Origin of the sequence: Streptomyces sp. NPDC060002 (assembly GCF_042737245.1) — a bacterium.
Lineage (GTDB): Bacteria > Actinomycetota > Actinomycetes > Streptomycetales > Streptomycetaceae > Streptomyces.
The window spans coordinates 1-16,799 of sequence record NZ_JBHWUW010000068.1 but is presented as its reverse complement, the minus strand read 5'-3'; the positions used below and the strand labels follow the sequence as shown (position 1 = coordinate 16,799).

Sequence of the window (16,799 nt, the reverse complement as noted above, 5' to 3'; positions counted from 1 at the left end):
GGATGCCTTCCATCATCGCTCACCCTGATCAGGGGCAACCCGATGGGCGATCTCAGCGTCTTTGAGAGCCGGGGCGCCCACAAAGGGCGCGCACATGCGCCGTAAAGTGGCCCGTCCCGTGCCACCGGCACAGCAGCCACGAGACAGCGACCAGAAGGGGGAGGCGATCGGATGCCGCAGACCGAGACACCAGGCACCGAGGCGGCCCCGCGGACACGGCTGCGCTGGTGGACCGAGCTGCCCCTGCTCCTGCTGGTGTACGCGTGCTACTCCGCGGGCCGACTGCTCGCGCGGGGCGATGTGACGACCGCCGTCGACCACGGTCTGGCGATCCTGCGCATCGAGAAGTTCCTGCACATCAACGCCGAGCACCCGCTGAACCGGCTGTTCAGGACCCAGGCGTGGATCGGCGTGCCGGCCGACTTCTGGTACGCGTCGCTGCACTACCTGGTGACGCCCGTGATCCTGGTCTGGCTGTTCCGGTCAGGGGCCCGGCACTACCGGGCGGCCCGCACCTGGCTGATGACGTCCACGTTCATGGGCCTCATAGGCTTCACGCTGCTGCCCACCTGCCCGCCCCGGCTGCTGTCGGCCGGCCACGGCTTCGTGGACACCATGGCCCAGTACAGCTCGTACGGCTGGTGGGGCGGCGAGGCGAGCGCGCCGCGCGGCATGGGCGGCATGACCAACCAGTACGCGGCCATGCCCAGTCTGCACGTCGGCTGGGCCCTGTGGTGCGGTGTCATGCTGTGGCGCCACGGCGGCACGCGTACGGCGAAGACGGCCGGTGTCGTCTACCCGCTGGTGACGACGCTCGTGGTGATGGGCACCGCCAACCACTACTTCCTCGACGCGGTCGCGGGCGCGGCGGTGATGGGCGTCGGCCTGCTGCTGACACCGTTGGCGATGCGCGGCGCGGACCGCGCCCGGGCGTGGTTCGCGGACCGTGTCCCGCTGGTCGCGGCGGCCTCTGCGAGCACATCGTCCTCGATTGTCAGTGGCGGATGCCAGACTTCGACGGGTGAGCGAATTCCACGGCAGCGCGAGTCACGGTTCGGCCCCGGAGCCGAGCCGGGTGCCTCCCCCTCGGACGCGGGGGACGGCGCTCCGGCAGCGGCTCGCTGAGCTGCGCGGCCCCGACGTACCGGCCAAGGCGCTGGACGCCCGTGCCCTCGCGGCACTGGCGGCCAACCCGGGCTGCGAGCGGCGCGCGATCCTCGACGGCGCCGGGGTGGACAAGGCGACGCTGGCGGACGCGCTGGGCTCGCCCTCGGCCTTCGGGCAGTCCCAGTTCGCCCTCACGCGCGGCAACGCGTTCGAGGCGAAGGTGAAGGCGGACGGCGGCGCGGAGCTGCTGCGGCTGGTGCACGAGCGGCTGGACCCCGGGGCCGCGCCACCCGCCGACGCGGCTCTGCCCGACCTGTCCGCGATCGGCCCCGAGGGCCGCACCGCGCGCACCGCGCTGGCGCTGCGCGAGGCCACCGGGGCGAGGGGCACGTGGACGTTCCTGGACCATCCGATGATCGCGCTCGACGTCGCGGGCTCCCCCGCCTTCCTGGAGCCGGACGCGGTGGTGGTGCACCCGGACGGCAGCTGGACGGTCGTGGAGATCAAGTCCTTCCCGATGCTGGACGGCTCGGCGGACCCGGCGAAGGTCGGCGCCGCCGCCCGGCAGGCCGCCGTGTACGTGCTCGCCCTCGAGGCGGTCGCCGCCCGGCTCGACCCGGCCCCGCGCGTGCGCCACCGCGTGCTCCTGGTCTGCCCCAAGGACTTCTCCAACCTGCCCACCGCCTCCGCCGTGGACGTGCGCAAGCAGCGCGCGGTCACCAGCCGCCAGCTGGCCCGCCTCACCCGCATCCAGGACATCGCCGACGCTCTCCCCGAAGGCACCTGTTTCTCCCCCGAGCTGCCCGCCGAGCGGCTCACGGCGGCCGTCGAGGCGGTCCCGGCGACGTACGCGCCCGAGTGCCTGGCCGCCTGCGAGCTGGCGTTCCACTGCCGTGAGCGGTCCCGCGAGGCCGGCGCGGTCACCGCCCTGGGCCGTTCCGTGCGGGCCGAACTGGGCGGCCTCACCACCGTCGAGGACGTCCTGGCGGCGGCGCGCGGCGACAGCGGCGATCCACGGGATCCTGCGGTGGCCGCTTTGCGCCGGGCCGCACGACTGCGCGCCGACGCCCTGGGGCCGATGTGTCACTGATCACCACCCTCGCCCGCCTCGAGGCCGTCACCACCGGCCGCGCCCAGCCCACCGCCACCGTCCGGCACCGGCGCCTCTCCGAACGGCCGCTGGTCTTCGTGCCGCTGACCACGGCCGGTGAGGCCGGTGCCCCGCTGGGCGCGCTGGTCGGCACCGACCGGGACGCGCCGCGGCTGCTCGTCGTACCGCAGCCGCGCGACCGCGACCTGAGGTTCGCGTTCCTCGCCGAACTGGCCGACGTCGTCCTGCCGTACCTGGACTCCTACGCCGACGTCGTGGAGGCCGCCGAGCGCAGCGAGACCGACCCGGAGACCGGAAAACGCGTCAAGGTCGAGGTCGAGCTGTGCGCCGACGCGCCCCAGCTGATCGTCCCGAGCCGCGCGGGCGTCGACTTCGTGCGCCTCCTGGGCCGCTCCATGCGCTTCAGGCGCACGGCGGAGCAGGACCCGGAGACGCCGTATCCCGCGCCCCCGCACGTGCCGCTGCTCGGGCGGTGGCTGACCCACTTCGGGGAGCGGTCCCGGGTGCCCGGCTCCTCGCTGCTCATGGCGATGACGGAGATGCTGGGCCGGCACTGGGCGACCGGGCAGTCCAGCCTGGAGGACCAGCACCTGGGGGCACAGCTCGCCTGGATCGCCCCGCCGCCGGGCGGGACGGGCGCGGCGGCGGCGCTGCGCGCGGAACTCGCCCGGGACGCCGCCGGACAGCTGTTGTGCCCGCCGGCCGGTCCGGCGACCGACCCGGCGTTCGACAACAAGCTGCTCGCCCCGGCCTTCGAGCGCTACGACCGGGCGCGTACCGCCCTGGCCGCCGCCGAGGACGGCCTCCAGGCCGATGACCGGCTGGGCGCCCTCACCGCGGCCGAGCAGGAGATCCGCGAGCTGGTGAAGAGCCGGACGCTGCCCACCTGGAACGCGGTGTGGGAGGGCCTGGACCTGCTGCGGGCGCTGCCGGAGGGCGCGCACGCCGAGGAGCGGTGGACGCGCGACCGCTGGTCGTTCACCGGCCACCGCGACCGGGTCGTCGCCGGTGAGCCCCCGCAGCCGCGGCGCGACGACGCGGTCACCGCCGCCAACAAGCTCGCCACCCGCGAGCGCGAACAGGCCCGGCTGGAGGCGCAGGAGGCGCTCGACGACCCGCTGGTGATGGCGGGGCGGCGGCTGGCCGGGGAGGCGTTCGCGGGCGAGGTCGTCGACGTGGTCATGGCGTACAGCGAGAGCAAGCGGCCGAGCCCACGCCCGCTGGTCACCGTACGGACGGACGACCGGCCGCACCTCGGGGAGCGGGCGAAGGTGTTCCGGTCGCTGGGCGGAAAGCCCCAGGCTGCCGAGTTCGTGCGGCGGGACGGCGAGGACGACGGGCACGGCGAGGACGGCGACACCGGTGACGTCCTGCTGGTGCTGCGGATCGTCGACAAGATGGGCCGGGGCAAGGAGCCCGAGGTGGGCTCCGTGCCCGAGAAGGGCGACCGGCTGTGCTTCACGCTCTTCGAGCACGAGCAGCGCGGCGGCGCGAAGCTTCCCGACCCGGAGGACACACCGTGGACGCACGGCGGCCCGCCGGGCGAGCAGGCGCCCGAAGTCCCCGATTCCGTCACCCGGGAGGATGTGCTGTGACCACCGAGGCCGCTTTCGACCCCGGTACCGCCGCCACTCGCGCCACCGACGCGATCCTGCGCGACACGCTGCACGGCACCGCGCGCGGGGTGGTCGTCGACTCGCCGCCCGGCGCCGGCAAGTCCACACTCGTCGTCCGCGCGGCCCTGGAACTCGCCGACGCGGGGCGGCCGTTGATGGTGGTCGCGCAGACCAACGCGCAGGTCGACGATCTGGTCGCGCGGCTCGCCGTGAAGAACCCCGAGCTGCCGGTGGGCCGGCTGCACAGCAGCGACGCCGACCCGTACGACAAGGTGCTGGACGAGCTGCCGAACGTACGGAAGTCGGCGAAGGCGGCGGAGCTGGCGGGTCTGCCGGTGGTGATCTCCACGGCCGCCAAGTGGGCGCATGTGAAGGTCGACGAGCCGTGGCGGCACGCGATCGTGGACGAGGCGTACCAGATGCGGTCGGACGGGCTGCTGGCCGTGGCCGGGCTGTTCGAGCGGGCGCTGTTCGTGGGCGACCCGGGGCAGCTGGACCCGTTCTCGATCGTGGGCGGCGAGCAGTGGGCGGGCCTGTCGTACGATCCGTCGGCCTCGGCCGTGAGCACCCTGCTCGCGCACAACCCCGAGCTGCCGCAGCACCGGCTGCCGGTGTCCTGGCGGCTTCCGGCGTCGGCGGCGCCCCTGGTCTCCGACGCGTTCTACCCGTTCACCCCGTTCCGCAGCGGGACCGGGCACGGCGACCGGCGCCTGTCCTTCGCCGTGCCCCCGGACGGCTCCGGCACGGACCGGGTGATCGACGAGGCGGCGGAGTCGGGCTGGGGCCTGCTGGAGCTGCCCGCCCGGCACACGCCCCGGACCGACCCCGAGGCGGTACGGGCCGTCGCGACGGTCGTCCGGCGGCTGCTGGACCGGGGCGGCGCGGCCACTTCGGAGCTCTCCCCCGACCCGACCCCGCTGACCGCCGACCGGGTCGCCGTCGGCACGGCCCACCGCGACCAGGCGGCGGCGGTGCGGGCGGCGCTGACGGAGCTGGGCGTCCCGGACGTGACCGTTGACACGGCGAACCGGCTCCAGGGCATGGAGTTCGACGTCACGGTGATCCTCCACCCGCTCTCCGGCCGCCCCGACGCCACCGCCTTCCACCTGGAGACGGGCCGCCTGTGCGTCCTGGCCTCCCGGCACCGGCACGCGTGCGTGGTGGTGTGCCGGGCAGGCGTGAGCGACCTCCTGGACGCCTACCCGTCGACGGAACCGGTCCAGCTGGGAACCCTCGTGAAGTTCCCGGACGGCTGGGAGGCGAACCACGCGGTGCTGTCCCACCTCGCGGAACACCGGGTGCCGTGGAGACCTTGACCTCGGCACCCGCCCACCCGCCTTCCGCCGGCCGGAGGCCGGAACGCCGCCGACGGCGGCCGACGAACACAGCCCGGACGGCTGGGAGGCGAACCACGCGGTGCTGTCCCACCTCGCGGAACACCGGGTGGCCTGGAAGCCCTGATCCGGCGGGAACATCGGGGACCCGGGAGTCCCGACCCGACGGGAACATCGGGGCTGCCGGGAACCTTGAGAGTGCGGACCCGAGGGCCTCTTGCGCTGTCGGGGGACAATGGAGGGTGGTCCACTCCGCCGGTGCTGTCCGCCTGCGGAACCATCCGAACCGTACGAGGAGGAGAAGACATGGCGGAGCCCACGCCGCGTCGGAACGAACCGCGGCTACGCCCCGCGCCCCTGCTCTTCGAGCCCGCCGAGGCGGCCGGTGATCCGGAGCACTTCTTCGACCTGGAGTCGATAGACGATCCGGCCGCGTTGCTCACGCGGGCGACGGAGCTGACGCTCGCGTTCCGTGCGGCCGCCGACCGGGCGGTGGAGTTCCAGGCCATGGCGGCGGCACAGCTCGCCGATCCGCGCCGCTTCGACCGGCTGACCCCGGCGGACATCGGCGAGCGGGCCGAGTGGACCGAGGACTACGCGAAGAAGATGGTCGAGTTCGGCCGGGATCTGCTGCGGGGCGACACCGAGGGGCGGGGACACGCCGACCCCGTGTGAGCGCCGCTCGGCACGTCGGCCACGTCGGCACGTCGGCCACGTCGGCACATCGGCACATCGGCACATCGGCCACATCATCCGCTTCGGGCCCGACCTGCCCGCCTGGCATATGCCGGGCGGGCAAGATACTCCTCTCCCTGCCCTCCCGTCCCGGTTTCCCGCAACCCTGTGAGATCGTCCGCTCACCCCCGGTAGACCTGGAGGTATGAGCAGCGCATGCGACGAACCCATCGGCGTCACCCCGGACGGCGCCGCCTGGCTGGCCTCCGCCGGGACGTATCCGCGCAGCACGCTCGCCTTCTGGGAGGAGCGGCCGCAGGCCCCGGTGGTGCTGCCCTGCGGCTCGGCGTTCGACATCGTCAGCGCGCCGGCGATGTTCGGTCGGCTGATGCTCGACCGGCTGTGGGGCGAGGGGCCGGGCACCGGGCCGGTGGCCGCTTTCCGCGGACGGACGCTGCTGTTCGCGGCGCCGGGCACGGCCCAGCGGCTGCCCTCACTGCTGGAGTGGGAGGAGTGGAGCGCCGAAGGCCGCCGGGACGGCCGTACCGCGACGGTGCCGCCGCTGCTGTGCCACGGCACGGGCGACGCGGTGACCGTGCCCGCGCTCACCCCCGCCCGGGACGGCGCGTCGACGCGCTGGATGGTCGCCCCGGACACCCGTCGTCCCTGGCTGCCGGGCCCGGAGATCCTGCTGTGGGCGGCCGTCCGGGCGGCCCGTTCGACCGTGCGGATTTCGATTTCTCCTCCCCAGGATCAGGATGCTAAGGTCTACGACGTCAGCAGGCGCCGCTAGCTCAGTTGGTTAGAGCAGCTGACTCTTAATCAGCGGGTCCGGGGTTCGAGTCCCTGGCGGCGCACAGACGGCAGAGGCCCCTCGCGAAAGCGGGGGGCCTTTCGCATGCCTGGACGGGTCGCCTCCGGGGCGGTCCAGGGGTCACAGCTTCGTCCCCGGCGTGATCTTCACCGTCCACTCCCCCGACACCGTGCGCCCCTCCACGTCCACCCGTACGCCGTTGCCCGGCACCGTGAAGCTCTCGCCGAGGGCGACCGGGGCGTCCGCGAGGGGCGGGTAGACGGAGTTCTCCCAGCAGGCCTCGGTGCGCGGGTGGGCGTCGATCACCTCGACCGGGCCCCGGCCGGACCGGGCGCCGCTGCTGACGCGGTAGACGAGGACGCCGGTGCGGCAGGCCGCCCGGTCGTTGCCCGCCGGGCCGCGCGCCTCGAAGGCGAGCGCGCTGTCGGGACCGGTGCGCACCACGGCGAGCTTGGGCCCGTTGCCGAGTCCGAAGGCCGGCGCTCCGGAGGCACGGGGGACCGGCACGCCGGGTCCGGCGCTCAGCGGTTCCAGGGTCAGCCGGGTGGGCCCCGGCCCCCGTACGCACACCACCTGGCGCTCTTCCAGCCAGCCCAGTTTCCACTTGTGCCAGGCGAACAGGTCCGGGGCGAGGCCGAACTGGCTGCCCATCAGGTCCCAGTCACCGACGTAGGTGTCCCAGTCGCCCTTGCCGTCGGAGGGGCGGTGGTAGAGGTCGGGCAGGTCGAAGACGTGGCCGGTCTCGTGGGCGAGGACGAGACGGTCCGGGGGGTGCTGCTCGAAGACCGTGACCACCCGGCGGATGTCCTTGCCGTCGGCGTTCAGCGGGGTGTCCAGGTTGACGACCTTCGTGGCGTCCGAGTCGACGCCCGGCGCGTCCGGGTCGGCCACGAAGTAGACGACGTCGTAGCGGGAGAAGTCCACGTGGGGGTCGGCGGCGGCCAGCGCGTCGTGCAGGTAGGCGGCCCGGCTGTCGGCGTTCCAGTCGCGCTGTATGGCGTACGCGGTGGACGGCTTCGGCATGCGGATCCAGCGCTTCAGCGGATGCGCGCGCAGGGCGAACTTCCCGTACGACGCCTGCCGGAAGAAGCGGCTGGTGGCCGGGAAGTGGTCGGCGGCCAGTTCGTCGGGGGAGGTCGTCGGGAACCGGTCCGGGAAGGACAGGAAGACCATCACCGCGTCGAGGGAACGGGTCGGCCGGGGGTAGGCGGTGTTCCAGGTGTCCACGCCCTCCGAGTGGTGGGCCGTGGTGCGGGTCAGGGCGCACGGCGCGGGCGAGAACGGCTCGGCGACCGAGGGGCCGCCGACGAGCGAGTTCGCGACCAGCGCCGAAAGGGTGGTGAACACGGCCGCGGTGCTGCGCAGTCGGGGGCGCGGAAGCGGTCGCACACGTCGCGGCAGTCGCGGCACAGGGACCTCCGGAGGCGGTTCACGGGACACCGCCACCCAGCCTGTGTGAATTTGTCGTACTACGCCCTGTTTGCCTGCCCCAGACGAGTGAGGAGGCGGAAATCGGGCATCACCTCGACACCCCCGGAATTCTCACGGAACGTCACAAGCGGTCGTCCCCCCACAGAACCGGGCCAGGTGCGGGCAGAATCGATCTGTCAGAAAGGCGGGTTGTTCGGGGACACTGGGCAGTGGCTGCGCGGGTCCGGGGGCAGCCACTATGATCGGCAGACTTTCCTGCACGGACAGCGATCGAGTGCACTGCGGGAGCGAGCGGTGAGCGGAACGTCCGAAGGGCCGACGCCCGCGGCAGACCTCGACCGGTCAGCCGTCACAGAGAGTGACATCGACAGTACGGAAAGCGGGCTCCTGGTCAACCGACCACCGGCCTACCGTTCCGTCTTCGCGGCGGCGCCCCTCGCCATGGCCGTGGTCGACGGCGAGGGCCGCATCGTCGACGCCAACGACGCGCTCGACGCGCTGCTCGGCGGCGGAAGCACGGGCCTGGTCGGACGGGTCGCCTCCGACCTGCTGGACCTGACCTCCGACGCGCGCACCTGGCACGCCTACCGCGAGGTACTGCGCGGCCGTCAGGCGAAACTGCGCTGCACCCGGCGCCTGAAGCAGCCCGACGGGCGCTCGCTGTGGGCGCAGGTCACCGTCTCGCCCCTCGAGCCCGACACGCCCGGCGTGCTGCTGTCGGTCGCCGACGTCAGCGCTCACCGTGACCTCCAGGCAAGACTGCGGCATCTCCAGATGCACGACCCGGTGACCCGGCTGCCCAACCGGACGCTGTTCTTCGAGCGGGTGTCCGCCGCGCTGGAGGCGGAGGCGTACGAGCAGAGCGGGACCGGCCGGATCGGCCTGTGCTACCTGGACCTGGACGGCTTCAAGGCGGTCAACGACACCCTCGGTCACCGGGTCGGCGACCTGCTGCTGGCCGCCGTCGCCGAACGGCTGACGGAGTGCGCCGAGCAGGCGGGGCGGACCCGGCCGAGCGTGCCGCTGGTGGCCCGGCTGGGCGGCGACGAGTTCGCGCTGCTGGTCGAGGACTCCACCGGCACCGAGCAGCTCGCCGACCTCGCAGAGTCCGTGCTCAAGGCACTCCAGGCCCCCTTCGACCTGGCCGGGCACCGGCTGAACGTCTCCGCGTCGATCGGGGTCGTGGAGCGGCACGCGGCCGGCACCACGGCGACCGGTCTGATGCAGGCCGCCGACACGACCCTGTACTGGGCGAAGGTGGACGGCAAGGACCGCTGGACGCTGTTCGACCCCGAGCGCAACGCGCATCTGATGACCCGGCAGGCGCTGGCCTCCACGCTCCGTCCCGCCATCGAGCGCGGCGAGTTCCGCCTCGACTACCAGCCACTGGTCGGCATGTCGGACGGCCGGCTGCGCGGTGTGGAGGCGCTGGTGCGCTGGGATCACCCCCGGTTCGGGCCGCTGTCGCCGAATCGGTTCGTCGCACTGGCCGAGGAGGACGGTTCGATCGTGCCGCTCGGCCGATGGGTTCTGGCCACCGCCTGCCGGCAGGCACGGCAGTGGCAGCTGGACAATCCGGACGATCCGCCGCTGTTCGTCAGCGTCAACGTGGCGGTGCGTCAGGTGTGGGACTCCGATCTGGTGGCGGATGTGGCGGAGATCCTCGCCGAGACCGGGCTCGCGCCGCACCTGCTCCAGCTGGAGCTCACCGAGTCGGCCGTGATGGGCTCGGCGGGGCGGCCGCTCCAGGCGCTCCAGGCGCTCAGCGACATGGGCGTGGGCATCGCCATCGACGACTTCGGCACCGGCTACTCCAACCTCGCCTACCTGAGCCGGCTGCCGGTTTCGGTGCTGAAGCTGGACGGGTCCTTCGTGCGCGGCTTCCAGTACGAGGGCGCCGGCTCCCCGCCGAACCCGGCCGACCAGGTCGTCGTCGAGGCGATGATCGACCTCGCCCACCGGCTGGGGCTGACCGTCACCGCCGAGTGCGTGGAGACCTCCGCGCAGGCGACCCGGCTGCGCAGCATCGGCTGCGACACCGGGCAGGGGTGGCTGTACTCCCGTCCGGTGTCGCCGGATCGTATCTCCGAGCTGCTGGGGACCGAGACCTACGCCGTCGGCAACCCGTAGGCGTCCGCGACGAGTTCGTAGGAGCGCAGGCGCAGCTCGCCGCGGTGGGCGTGGCTGGTGAGCATCAACTCGTCGGCGCCGGTGCGCTTGTGGAGGTCGTCGAGGCCGGAACGGACCTCGTCGGCCGTGCCGTGGATGATGTTCGCGCCCCAGGAGTCGACGAACTCCCGTTCCAGCGCACTGAATTCGTGCGCCTCCGTCTCCTCCGGGGAGGGGAACAGGCCGGGACGGCCGCCACGCAGCCGGATCATGTTGAGGCCGGTGGCCAGGATCTGGCGGCGGGCCTCCCGCTCGTCGTCGACGGCGAGCACGGAGACGCCGATCAGCGCGTAGGGCTCGGCGAGTGCCTCGGACGCCCGGAAGGACTCCCGGTACAGGTCGAGGGCCGGGACGGTGTTCTGCGCCGAGAAGTGGTGCGCGAAGGCGAAGGGCAGACCGAGCACACCGGCCAGCCGGGCGCTGAAGCCGGAGGAGCCGAGCAGCCAGACGGGCGGCCGGTGCGGCGACTGCACTCCGCCGGGGGACGTGCCCTGGACCGGGCCGGGGATCGCGTGGATACGGCGGTAGCGGTGGCCGTCGGGAAAGTCGTCGTCCAGGAAGCGGGTGAGCTCGGCGAGCTGCTCGGGGAAGTCGTCGGCGCCCTCGTGCAGGGTGGCGGTGCGGCGCAGGGCGGCGGCGGTGGCGCCGTCCGTGCCCGGGGCGCGGCCGAGGCCGAGGTCGATACGGCGGGGGGCCAGCGCCTCCAGGGTGCCGAACTGCTCGGCGATGACCAGGGGCGCGTGGTTGGGCAACATCACGCCGCCCGAGCCGAGCCGGATGCGGTCGGTGTGGGCGGCGAGGTGGGCGAGGATCACCGCGGGCGAGGAGGAGGCGACGCCCGGCATCGAGTGGTGCTCGGCGACCCAGTAGCGGTGGAAGCCGCGCGACTCGGTGAACCGCGCGAGCTCGACGCTGGTGCGCAGGGCGTCGGTGGCGGTGTGACCGGAGCCGACGGTGACCAGGTCCAGCACGGAGAGGGGAACCGGCGCACTCCCCCGGGCCGCCCCCCGGATCTCGTCCGCCACCGTCACACCACTCGTCGTCACACCATTCGCTGTCACACCACTCGTCGTCACACCATTCGCTGTCACACCATTCGCCGTCTCGTCCGCCGCCACGGGGGTCCTCCTGCTTGTCGGCCGTGCACTGTCCTCAGTCCTCGGGCGAATAACAGGAGGCTGTCCCCGTTTATTCCCGGTCGGCGCGACCGGCGACCGGGGAGACCGGCCGGTCAGACCTGCACGATCGGTTCCCGGGTGAAGAGGGTGCCCAGGCCCGGGGCGTTCACCCGGCGGTCGGTGAGGCGTAGGGCCTCCCAGACCGTGACCTGGTTGGCGGTGAGGACCGGCTTGCCCAGCTCCTTCTCCAGGGCGGGGAGGAACGCGGCCGTGTGCAGGGCGGTGTCGGGCAGCAGGACCGCCGCCGCTTCGGGCGTGTCGGCCGCCCGGGCGAGGGCGAACACCTCGGCCTCGCCCCAGGCCCCGACCTCGGACGCCGTGACGATCCCGGCGCTGTGGACGCCGGTCACCTCCACGCCGCCCGCCCGCAGGAACCCGGCGAACAGTGCCGCCACGTCGTCCGGGTACGTCGCCCCGACGGCGACCCGCCCGGCGCCGATCTCCCGGGCCGCGTGCACGAAGGCGAAGGAGGTGGAGGAGGCCGCCATACCGGCGGTCGTGGCCAGCGCGCGCACCTGCTCCTGGGCGCCCTCCCAGCCGTGCACGAAGCCGCCGCTGGTGCAGGCCCACACGATCGCCTCGGCGCCGGCCAGCCGCAGCTGCTCGACGCCCTTCGCCAGCCGCTCCGGCGTACCCATCTGCCGCAGCGCGTCGACCCGGTGCGCGTCCTCACCGATGTCCGTGTGGAACACGTCCAAGCGGATGTCACTGCCCAGGAGCTGCTCGATGCGGGGGTAGTCGTCCTCGGCCGAGTGGCCCGGGTAGAGGAAACCGAGTGCGGTCATGTCCAGCCTTCCTGCTGCTCTTCTTCCGGCAGGACCGGGGGTTCCTGCGGCACGGGGAGTTCCCGCGGTACCCGGGTGTCCGACAGCCCGGGGGGCCACACGCGCGCTGAAGGGTCCAGCAGCGCTTGATACGGTCCCACCGCCCGGGTACCCAGTCGGCGCAACGCCGCCCACATGGTCACCTGGTTGGCCGAGATCACCGGTAGGCGCAGTTCGGACACCGATGCCGCGCTGCGCGCGGGGGCCGCCGAGAAAGGTGACGTCCATTGCGGGCACCGCCCTGACGGGGAGACAGGGTGCGCAACGAGCCGTACGAACGGCCGTGTTGACGACGGTAGGTTCGGGTGCGAACGTGGTCAATCCGCGCACGTCAGGCACTTGGTCACGGACGGAGGGGGCACCGGATGGCCGTGGTCCCCGCTGCTCTGCCCACGCTTCTCGTGCTGGACTCCGATCCCCTCCCCCGGCTCGGGCGCCTCACCGGGCGGGCCCGGGTGCTGCACACCGACGAGGCCTCCCTCGCCGCACGGCTGCCCGAGGCGGACGTCCTGCTGGTCTGGGACTTCGCCTCGCGGGCGGTGCGCGACGCCTGGCCCGGCGAGGGACCGCGGCCGGGCTGGGTGCACACGGCGAGCGCGGGCGTGGACCACCTGCTGTGCCCCGAGCTCGCCGCCTCGGACACGGTGGTGACGAACGCCCGCGGGATCTTCGACGAGCCGATCGCCGAGTACGTCGCCGCGCTGGTCCTGGCGATGGCGAAGGATCTGCCGCGCAGCTGGGAGCTTCAGCGGCGGGGCGAGTGGCGGCACCGGGAGGGCACGCGGGTCGCCGGGACCCGGGCCGTGGTCGTCGGGTCGGGCCCGATCGGACGGGCGGTCGCCCGCACCCTGAAGGCGCTCGGCATGACCACGGCCGTCGTCGGCCGCGTCCCGCGCACCGGCATCCACGGACCCCAGGACCTGGACCGGCTCCTCGCCCGCGCCGACTGGGTGATCGCGGCCGCCCCGCTCACCGAGGAGACGCGCGGCATGTTCGACACCCGGCGGTTCGGGGTGATGCAGCCCTCCGCCCGGTTCGTGAACGTCGGCCGCGGGCCGCTGGTCGTCGAGGACGCGCTGGTGCGGGCCCTGGAGCGGCGGTGGATCGCGGGCGCGGCCCTGGACGTCCTCACCGCCGAACCCCTCGCCGCCGACAGCCCGTTGTGGCGGGTCCCGGGGCTGCTGATCTCGCCCCACATGAGCGGCGACACGGTCGGCTGGCGGGACGAGCTCGGCGCGCAGTTCGTGGAGCTGTTCGAGCGGTGGGCGGCGGGCCGGCCGCTGAAGAACGTGGTCGACAAGCAGCGCGGATACGTGCCCGGACACTGACGTCCCCGGCCTTCGGCGGGTGGTCGCCGGCGAGGGGCAGGGCGTTCCAGACGGCGTCGCAGGTGACCGGGGCGCGGTCCACCAGCAGTTTTGCCGTGCAGTGGATTCCGCGCTTCACCAGGGAGACCTCGAGATGGCGGTCGGCAGCCATGGGATCCATGGTGCATACGTCGGGTGGTCCTGGGTAGCCGCGCCGCCATGGCTCCACCGACCAGACAACTCAGTCATCGCACACCCACAACCGGAACCTCCCGCCGATCGCTGCTCGCGGGGGTGGCGGCGCTCGGCACGCTGGGCGTCACGGGCTGCTCACGGGTGGCGACGGCGTCGACCGCGCCCGGCGGCGACCTGTTGGAGAGACTCCGCGCGCAGGGTGTCGTACGGCTCGGGATAGCCGGTGAGATTCCCTTCGGATACATCGACAGGGACGGTCGGTTGACGGGTGAGGCACCCGAGTTGGCGAAAGCGATATTCAAGCGGCTCGGCGTCGACAAGGTGCAGCCCGTGCCCACCGAGTTCGGGTCGCTCATTCCGGGGCTCGGCTCCCAGCAGTTCGATGTCGTGGCCGCCGGGATGTACGTCAATCCCGACCGCTGCGAGCAGGTGATATTCGCCGACCCGGACTATCAGATGCTGGACGCCTTCATCGTCCGCAAGGGGAACCCGAAGGGGTTGCACTCCTACAGGGACGTGGTGGAGAAGGGCGCGAAGTTCGCCACCGGGACCGGGTACGCCGAGATCCAGTACGCCGTCGAGGCGGGGTACGAGCAGGACGACATCCTGATCGTGCCGGACCAGGTCGCCGGGCTGAACGCCGTCGAGGCGGGGCGGGTCGACGTGTTCGCCGGTACGGCGCTCACCGCCCGTGAGGTCGTCAAGAAGTCCGCCAAGGCCGAGGCGACGAAGCCGTTCGCCCCGCTGGTCGGCGGCAAGCCGCATGTCGACGGGGGCGCCTTCGCGTTCCGGCCGACCGAGACGAAACTGCGGGACGCCTTCAACGTCGAGCTGCGGAAGCTGAAGAAGAGCGGGGAGCTGTTCCGCATCCTGCGGCCCTTCGGGTTCACCGAGGCCGAGATGACCGACCTGACCGCGAAGGAGCTGTGCGGCGGATGACCTCGGGACTCTGGGAACTCGTCCTCAGGGGGATCTGGGCGACCGTTCAACTGCTGGTGTTCAGCGCCCTGCTGGGCGCTGCCGTCTCCTTCCTCGTCGGGATCGCGCGTACGCATCGGCTGTGGATCGTCCGCTTCCTCGCGGGCTTCTACACCGAGGTGTTCCGCGGGACCTCGGCGCTCGTCATGATCTTCTGGGTGTTCTTCGTGCTGCCGCCCGCGTTCGGCTGGCAGCTGGTGCCGATGTGGGCGGGCACCCTCGCGCTCGGGCTGACGTACGGCGCGTACGGCGCCGAGATCGTGCGCGGCGGCCTCCAGGCCGTCGACCCGGCGCAGCGGGAGGGCGGGATCGCGCTCGGCTTCACGCCCGGACAGCGGATGCGCAAGATCCTGCTGCCGCAGGCGGTGCCGGAGATGATCCCGCCGTTCTCCAACCTCCTCGTCGAACTCCTCAAGGGCACCGCCCTGGTGTCCGTCATGGGCATGGGCGACCTGGCCTTCAGCGGCAACCTGGTCCGCCTGGCGCTGCAGGAGAGCGCGGAGATCTACACCTACGTACTGCTCATCTACTTCGTGATCGCGTTCCTGCTCACCCGGGTGATGCGCGGGCTCGAGAACCACCTGAAGGCGGGTGTGCGATGAACTGGGACTGGAACGCGGTCCACGACTTCATGCCGTTGTTCTGGGACGGCCTGCTCGTCACCCTCCAGGCGCTGGTCCTCGGCTCGCTGATCTCGTTCACGCTGGGTCTGGTGTGGGCGCTGCTGATGCGGACGCCCACGCGGTGGGTGCAGTGGCCGGTCGGGATCGTGACCGAGTTCGTCCGGGACACCCCGCTGCTGGTGCAGCTGTTCTTCCTCTTCTACGTGCTGCCCGAGTGGGGTCTGACCCTGTCGGCGATGGCCACCGGGGTCGTCGCGATCGGGCTGCACTACTCGACGTACACGATGCAGGTCTACCGGGCCGGTATCGAGGCGGTGCCCGTCGGCCAGTGGGAGGCGGCGACCGCGCTGAACCTGCCGAAGGCCCGGACCTGGCGTGCGGTGATCCTGCCGCAGGCGGTCCGCCGGGTCGTGCCGGCGCTCGGCAACTACGTCATCTCGATGCTCAAGGACACGCCGATGCTGATGGCGATCACCGTGCTGGAGATGCTCGGCCGCGCCCGACTCTTCTCCCAGGAGCACTTCCAGTTCACCGAGCCCCTCACGGTGATCGGCGTGGCCTTCATCGTCATCTCCTATCTCGCCTCCGTCCTCATGCGCACCCTGGAGCGACGCCTTGTCCGTTGACACTCTCAAGCAGCCCGCCGAGACCCCCAGGAGCACCGAGCTGATACGGCTGGAACAGGTCACCAAGCGGTTCGGGGACAACACCGTCCTCGATCAGCTGGACTTCTCCGTGCAGCCCGGCAAGCACGTCACCCTCATCGGCCCCTCGGGTTCCGGCAAGACCACGATCCTGCGGCTGCTGATGACCCTGACCAAGCCCGACGAGGGCACCATCACCGTCGACGGGCAGCAGCTGTTCCCGGCGCCGGAGAAGCAGGTCCGCGAGGTCCGCAAGAAGATCGGGATGGTGTTCCAGCAGTTCAACCTGTTCCCGAACATGAGCGTGCTCAGAAATCTCACCGAGGCCCCGGTGACCGTGCTCGGCCTGTCCAAGGACGAGGCGGAGGCGCGGGCGCGCGAGCTGCTGGACCTGGTGGGCCTGGCCGACAAGTGCGACGCGAAGCCGTCCCGGCTGTCGGGCGGCCAGCAGCAGCGCGTCGCGATCGCCCGGGCGCTGGCGATGCGGCCGCAGATCCTGCTTCTCGACGAGGTCACCTCGGCGCTGGACCCGGAGCTGGTCGCGGGCGTCCTCGACGTCCTCAGGGACATCGCCCGCTCCACCGACATCACGATGCTCTGTGTGACGCACGAGATGAACTTCGCCCGGGACATCTCCGACCAGGTCCTGATGTTCGACGCGGGCCGGGTCATCGAGGCGGGGCCGCCGGAGCAGATCTTCGGCTCACCGGAGCAGGAACGCACCCGGGAATTCCTGAGCGCGGTGCTGTAGGCGCCTTTCTCGACCACGGCCCCGGGCCGGGCCCGGCTTCGG

15 protein-coding genes, 1 tRNA gene and 2 pseudogenes are annotated in these 16,799 nt (G+C 72.3%); 13 read left to right on the top strand and 5 right to left on the bottom strand.

Translation table 11 applies throughout. The features are described 5' to 3' along the window. The first annotated feature begins 171 nt into the window (after positions 1–171). The 7 genes from ACFWBD_RS36465 to ACFWBD_RS36435 all read left to right on the top strand — a co-directional run bounded on the left by ACFWBD_RS36465 (position 172) and on the right by ACFWBD_RS36435 (position 6,700). Entirely contained in the window at positions 172–1,125 is a 954-nt protein-coding gene (locus ACFWBD_RS36465) for a phosphatase PAP2 family protein (protein ID WP_385676785.1), read from the top strand. Next, a complete protein-coding gene (locus ACFWBD_RS36460) occupies positions 1,076–2,197 on the top strand; it encodes a hypothetical protein (RefSeq protein WP_385676782.1) in 1,122 nt (373 codons plus the stop codon). Before ACFWBD_RS36465 ends, ACFWBD_RS36460 begins: the two co-directional genes overlap by 50 nt. Continuing rightward, positions 2,188–3,813, top strand: a complete 1,626-nt coding sequence (locus tag ACFWBD_RS36455) for a hypothetical protein (protein ID WP_385676779.1) — start codon at positions 2,188–2,190, stop codon at positions 3,811–3,813. The genes ACFWBD_RS36460 and ACFWBD_RS36455 overlap by 10 nt, the downstream gene beginning before the upstream one ends. Beyond that, positions 3,810–5,150: an AAA family ATPase gene (locus tag ACFWBD_RS36450; protein ID WP_385676776.1), complete on the top strand. Its 1,341-nt coding sequence runs from the start codon at positions 3,810–3,812 to the stop codon at positions 5,148–5,150. The genes ACFWBD_RS36455 and ACFWBD_RS36450 overlap by 4 nt, the downstream gene beginning before the upstream one ends. 324 nt (positions 5,151–5,474) lie before the next feature. After that, positions 5,475–5,843 (top strand): hypothetical protein, encoded by a 369-nt coding sequence (locus ACFWBD_RS36445; protein ID WP_310435087.1) that lies wholly within the window; start codon positions 5,475–5,477, stop codon positions 5,841–5,843. A gap of 205 nt (positions 5,844–6,048) precedes the next feature. Further along, positions 6,049–6,636, top strand: coding sequence for a bifunctional DNA primase/polymerase (locus ACFWBD_RS36440; protein ID WP_385676773.1), 588 nt, complete (start codon positions 6,049–6,051; stop codon positions 6,634–6,636). Then, positions 6,627–6,700 (top strand) — tRNA-Lys (locus tag ACFWBD_RS36435). Before ACFWBD_RS36440 ends, ACFWBD_RS36435 begins: the two co-directional genes overlap by 10 nt. Before the next feature lie 77 nt (positions 6,701–6,777). Here the strand turns inward: ACFWBD_RS36435 and ACFWBD_RS36430 are convergent. Then, positions 6,778–8,097, bottom strand: a complete 1,320-nt coding sequence (locus ACFWBD_RS36430; protein WP_385676771.1) for a M6 family metalloprotease domain-containing protein — start codon at positions 8,095–8,097, stop codon at positions 6,778–6,780. 285 nt (positions 8,098–8,382) lie between these two features. On the opposite strand from ACFWBD_RS36430, the gene ACFWBD_RS36425 reads away from it, so the two are divergent. Next, entirely contained in the window at positions 8,383–10,218 is a 1,836-nt protein-coding gene (locus ACFWBD_RS36425) for a putative bifunctional diguanylate cyclase/phosphodiesterase (protein ID WP_385676768.1), read from the top strand. Here the strand turns inward: ACFWBD_RS36425 and ACFWBD_RS36420 are convergent. From ACFWBD_RS36420 to ACFWBD_RS36410, 3 genes and pseudogenes are all read right to left on the bottom strand, one after another. Next, positions 10,197–11,303 (bottom strand): LLM class flavin-dependent oxidoreductase, encoded by a 1,107-nt coding sequence (locus ACFWBD_RS36420; RefSeq protein ID WP_385676765.1) that lies wholly within the window; start codon positions 11,301–11,303, stop codon positions 10,197–10,199. The genes ACFWBD_RS36425 and ACFWBD_RS36420 overlap by 22 nt on opposite strands. A gap of 185 nt (positions 11,304–11,488) precedes the next feature. Then, entirely contained in the window at positions 11,489–12,220 is a 732-nt protein-coding gene (locus ACFWBD_RS36415) for a decarboxylase (RefSeq protein WP_385676761.1), read from the bottom strand. Further along, positions 12,217–12,438, bottom strand: a pseudogene (locus tag ACFWBD_RS36410) (decarboxylase); the annotation flags it as partial. The gene ACFWBD_RS36415 and the pseudogene ACFWBD_RS36410, both read right to left, overlap by 4 nt. A 186-nt stretch (positions 12,439–12,624) precedes the next feature. Between ACFWBD_RS36410 and ACFWBD_RS36405 the strand changes: the two are divergent. Next, a complete protein-coding gene (locus ACFWBD_RS36405) occupies positions 12,625–13,587 on the top strand; it encodes a D-2-hydroxyacid dehydrogenase (protein ID WP_385676758.1) in 963 nt (320 codons plus the stop codon). Positions 13,588–13,609: 22 nt separating this feature from the next. Here the strand turns inward: ACFWBD_RS36405 and ACFWBD_RS36400 are convergent. Further along, positions 13,610–13,738, bottom strand: a pseudogene (locus ACFWBD_RS36400) (DUF3830 family protein); the annotation flags it as partial. A 47-nt stretch (positions 13,739–13,785) separates the two neighbouring features. On the opposite strand from ACFWBD_RS36400, the gene ehuB reads away from it, so the two are divergent. The 4 genes from ehuB to ehuA are packed head-to-tail and all read left to right on the top strand — an operon-like array spanning position 13,786 to position 16,757. Continuing rightward, positions 13,786–14,700 carry an ectoine/hydroxyectoine ABC transporter substrate-binding protein EhuB gene (gene ehuB / locus ACFWBD_RS36395; protein ID WP_385676755.1) on the top strand — a complete coding sequence of 305 codons (915 nt, stop codon included), beginning with the start codon at positions 13,786–13,788 and terminating at the stop codon, positions 14,698–14,700. Next, positions 14,697–15,341 (top strand): ectoine/hydroxyectoine ABC transporter permease subunit EhuC, encoded by a 645-nt coding sequence (gene ehuC / locus ACFWBD_RS36390; protein WP_355701576.1) that lies wholly within the window; start codon positions 14,697–14,699, stop codon positions 15,339–15,341. Before ehuB ends, ehuC begins: the two co-directional genes overlap by 4 nt. After that, complete coding sequence (gene ehuD / locus ACFWBD_RS36385; protein ID WP_355701577.1) at positions 15,338–15,988, top strand: ectoine/hydroxyectoine ABC transporter permease subunit EhuD; 651 nt, start codon at positions 15,338–15,340, stop codon at positions 15,986–15,988. The genes ehuC and ehuD overlap by 4 nt, the downstream gene beginning before the upstream one ends. Then, positions 15,978–16,757, top strand: coding sequence for an ectoine/hydroxyectoine ABC transporter ATP-binding protein EhuA (ehuA, locus tag ACFWBD_RS36380; RefSeq protein WP_385676751.1), 780 nt, complete (start codon positions 15,978–15,980; stop codon positions 16,755–16,757). Before ehuD ends, ehuA begins: the two co-directional genes overlap by 11 nt. Positions 16,758–16,799 lie beyond the last annotated feature (42 nt).

Coding starts and splice junctions, on each gene's coding strand:
- ACFWBD_RS36465 (WP_385676785.1), top strand. CDS start 172: ATGCCGCAGACCGAGACACCAGGCACCGAGGCGGCCCCGCGGACACGG.
- ACFWBD_RS36445 (WP_310435087.1), top strand. CDS start 5,475: ATGGCGGAGCCCACGCCGCGTCGGAACGAACCGCGGCTACGCCCCGCG.
- ACFWBD_RS36440 (WP_385676773.1), top strand. CDS start 6,049: ATGAGCAGCGCATGCGACGAACCCATCGGCGTCACCCCGGACGGCGCC.
- ACFWBD_RS36415 (WP_385676761.1), bottom strand. CDS start 12,220: ATGACCGCACTCGGTTTCCTCTACCCGGGCCACTCGGCCGAGGACGAC.
- ACFWBD_RS36405 (WP_385676758.1), top strand. CDS start 12,625: ATGGCCGTGGTCCCCGCTGCTCTGCCCACGCTTCTCGTGCTGGACTCC.
- ehuB (WP_385676755.1), top strand. CDS start 13,786: ATGGCTCCACCGACCAGACAACTCAGTCATCGCACACCCACAACCGGA.
- ehuC (WP_355701576.1), top strand. CDS start 14,697: ATGACCTCGGGACTCTGGGAACTCGTCCTCAGGGGGATCTGGGCGACC.
- ehuD (WP_355701577.1), top strand. CDS start 15,338: ATGAACTGGGACTGGAACGCGGTCCACGACTTCATGCCGTTGTTCTGG.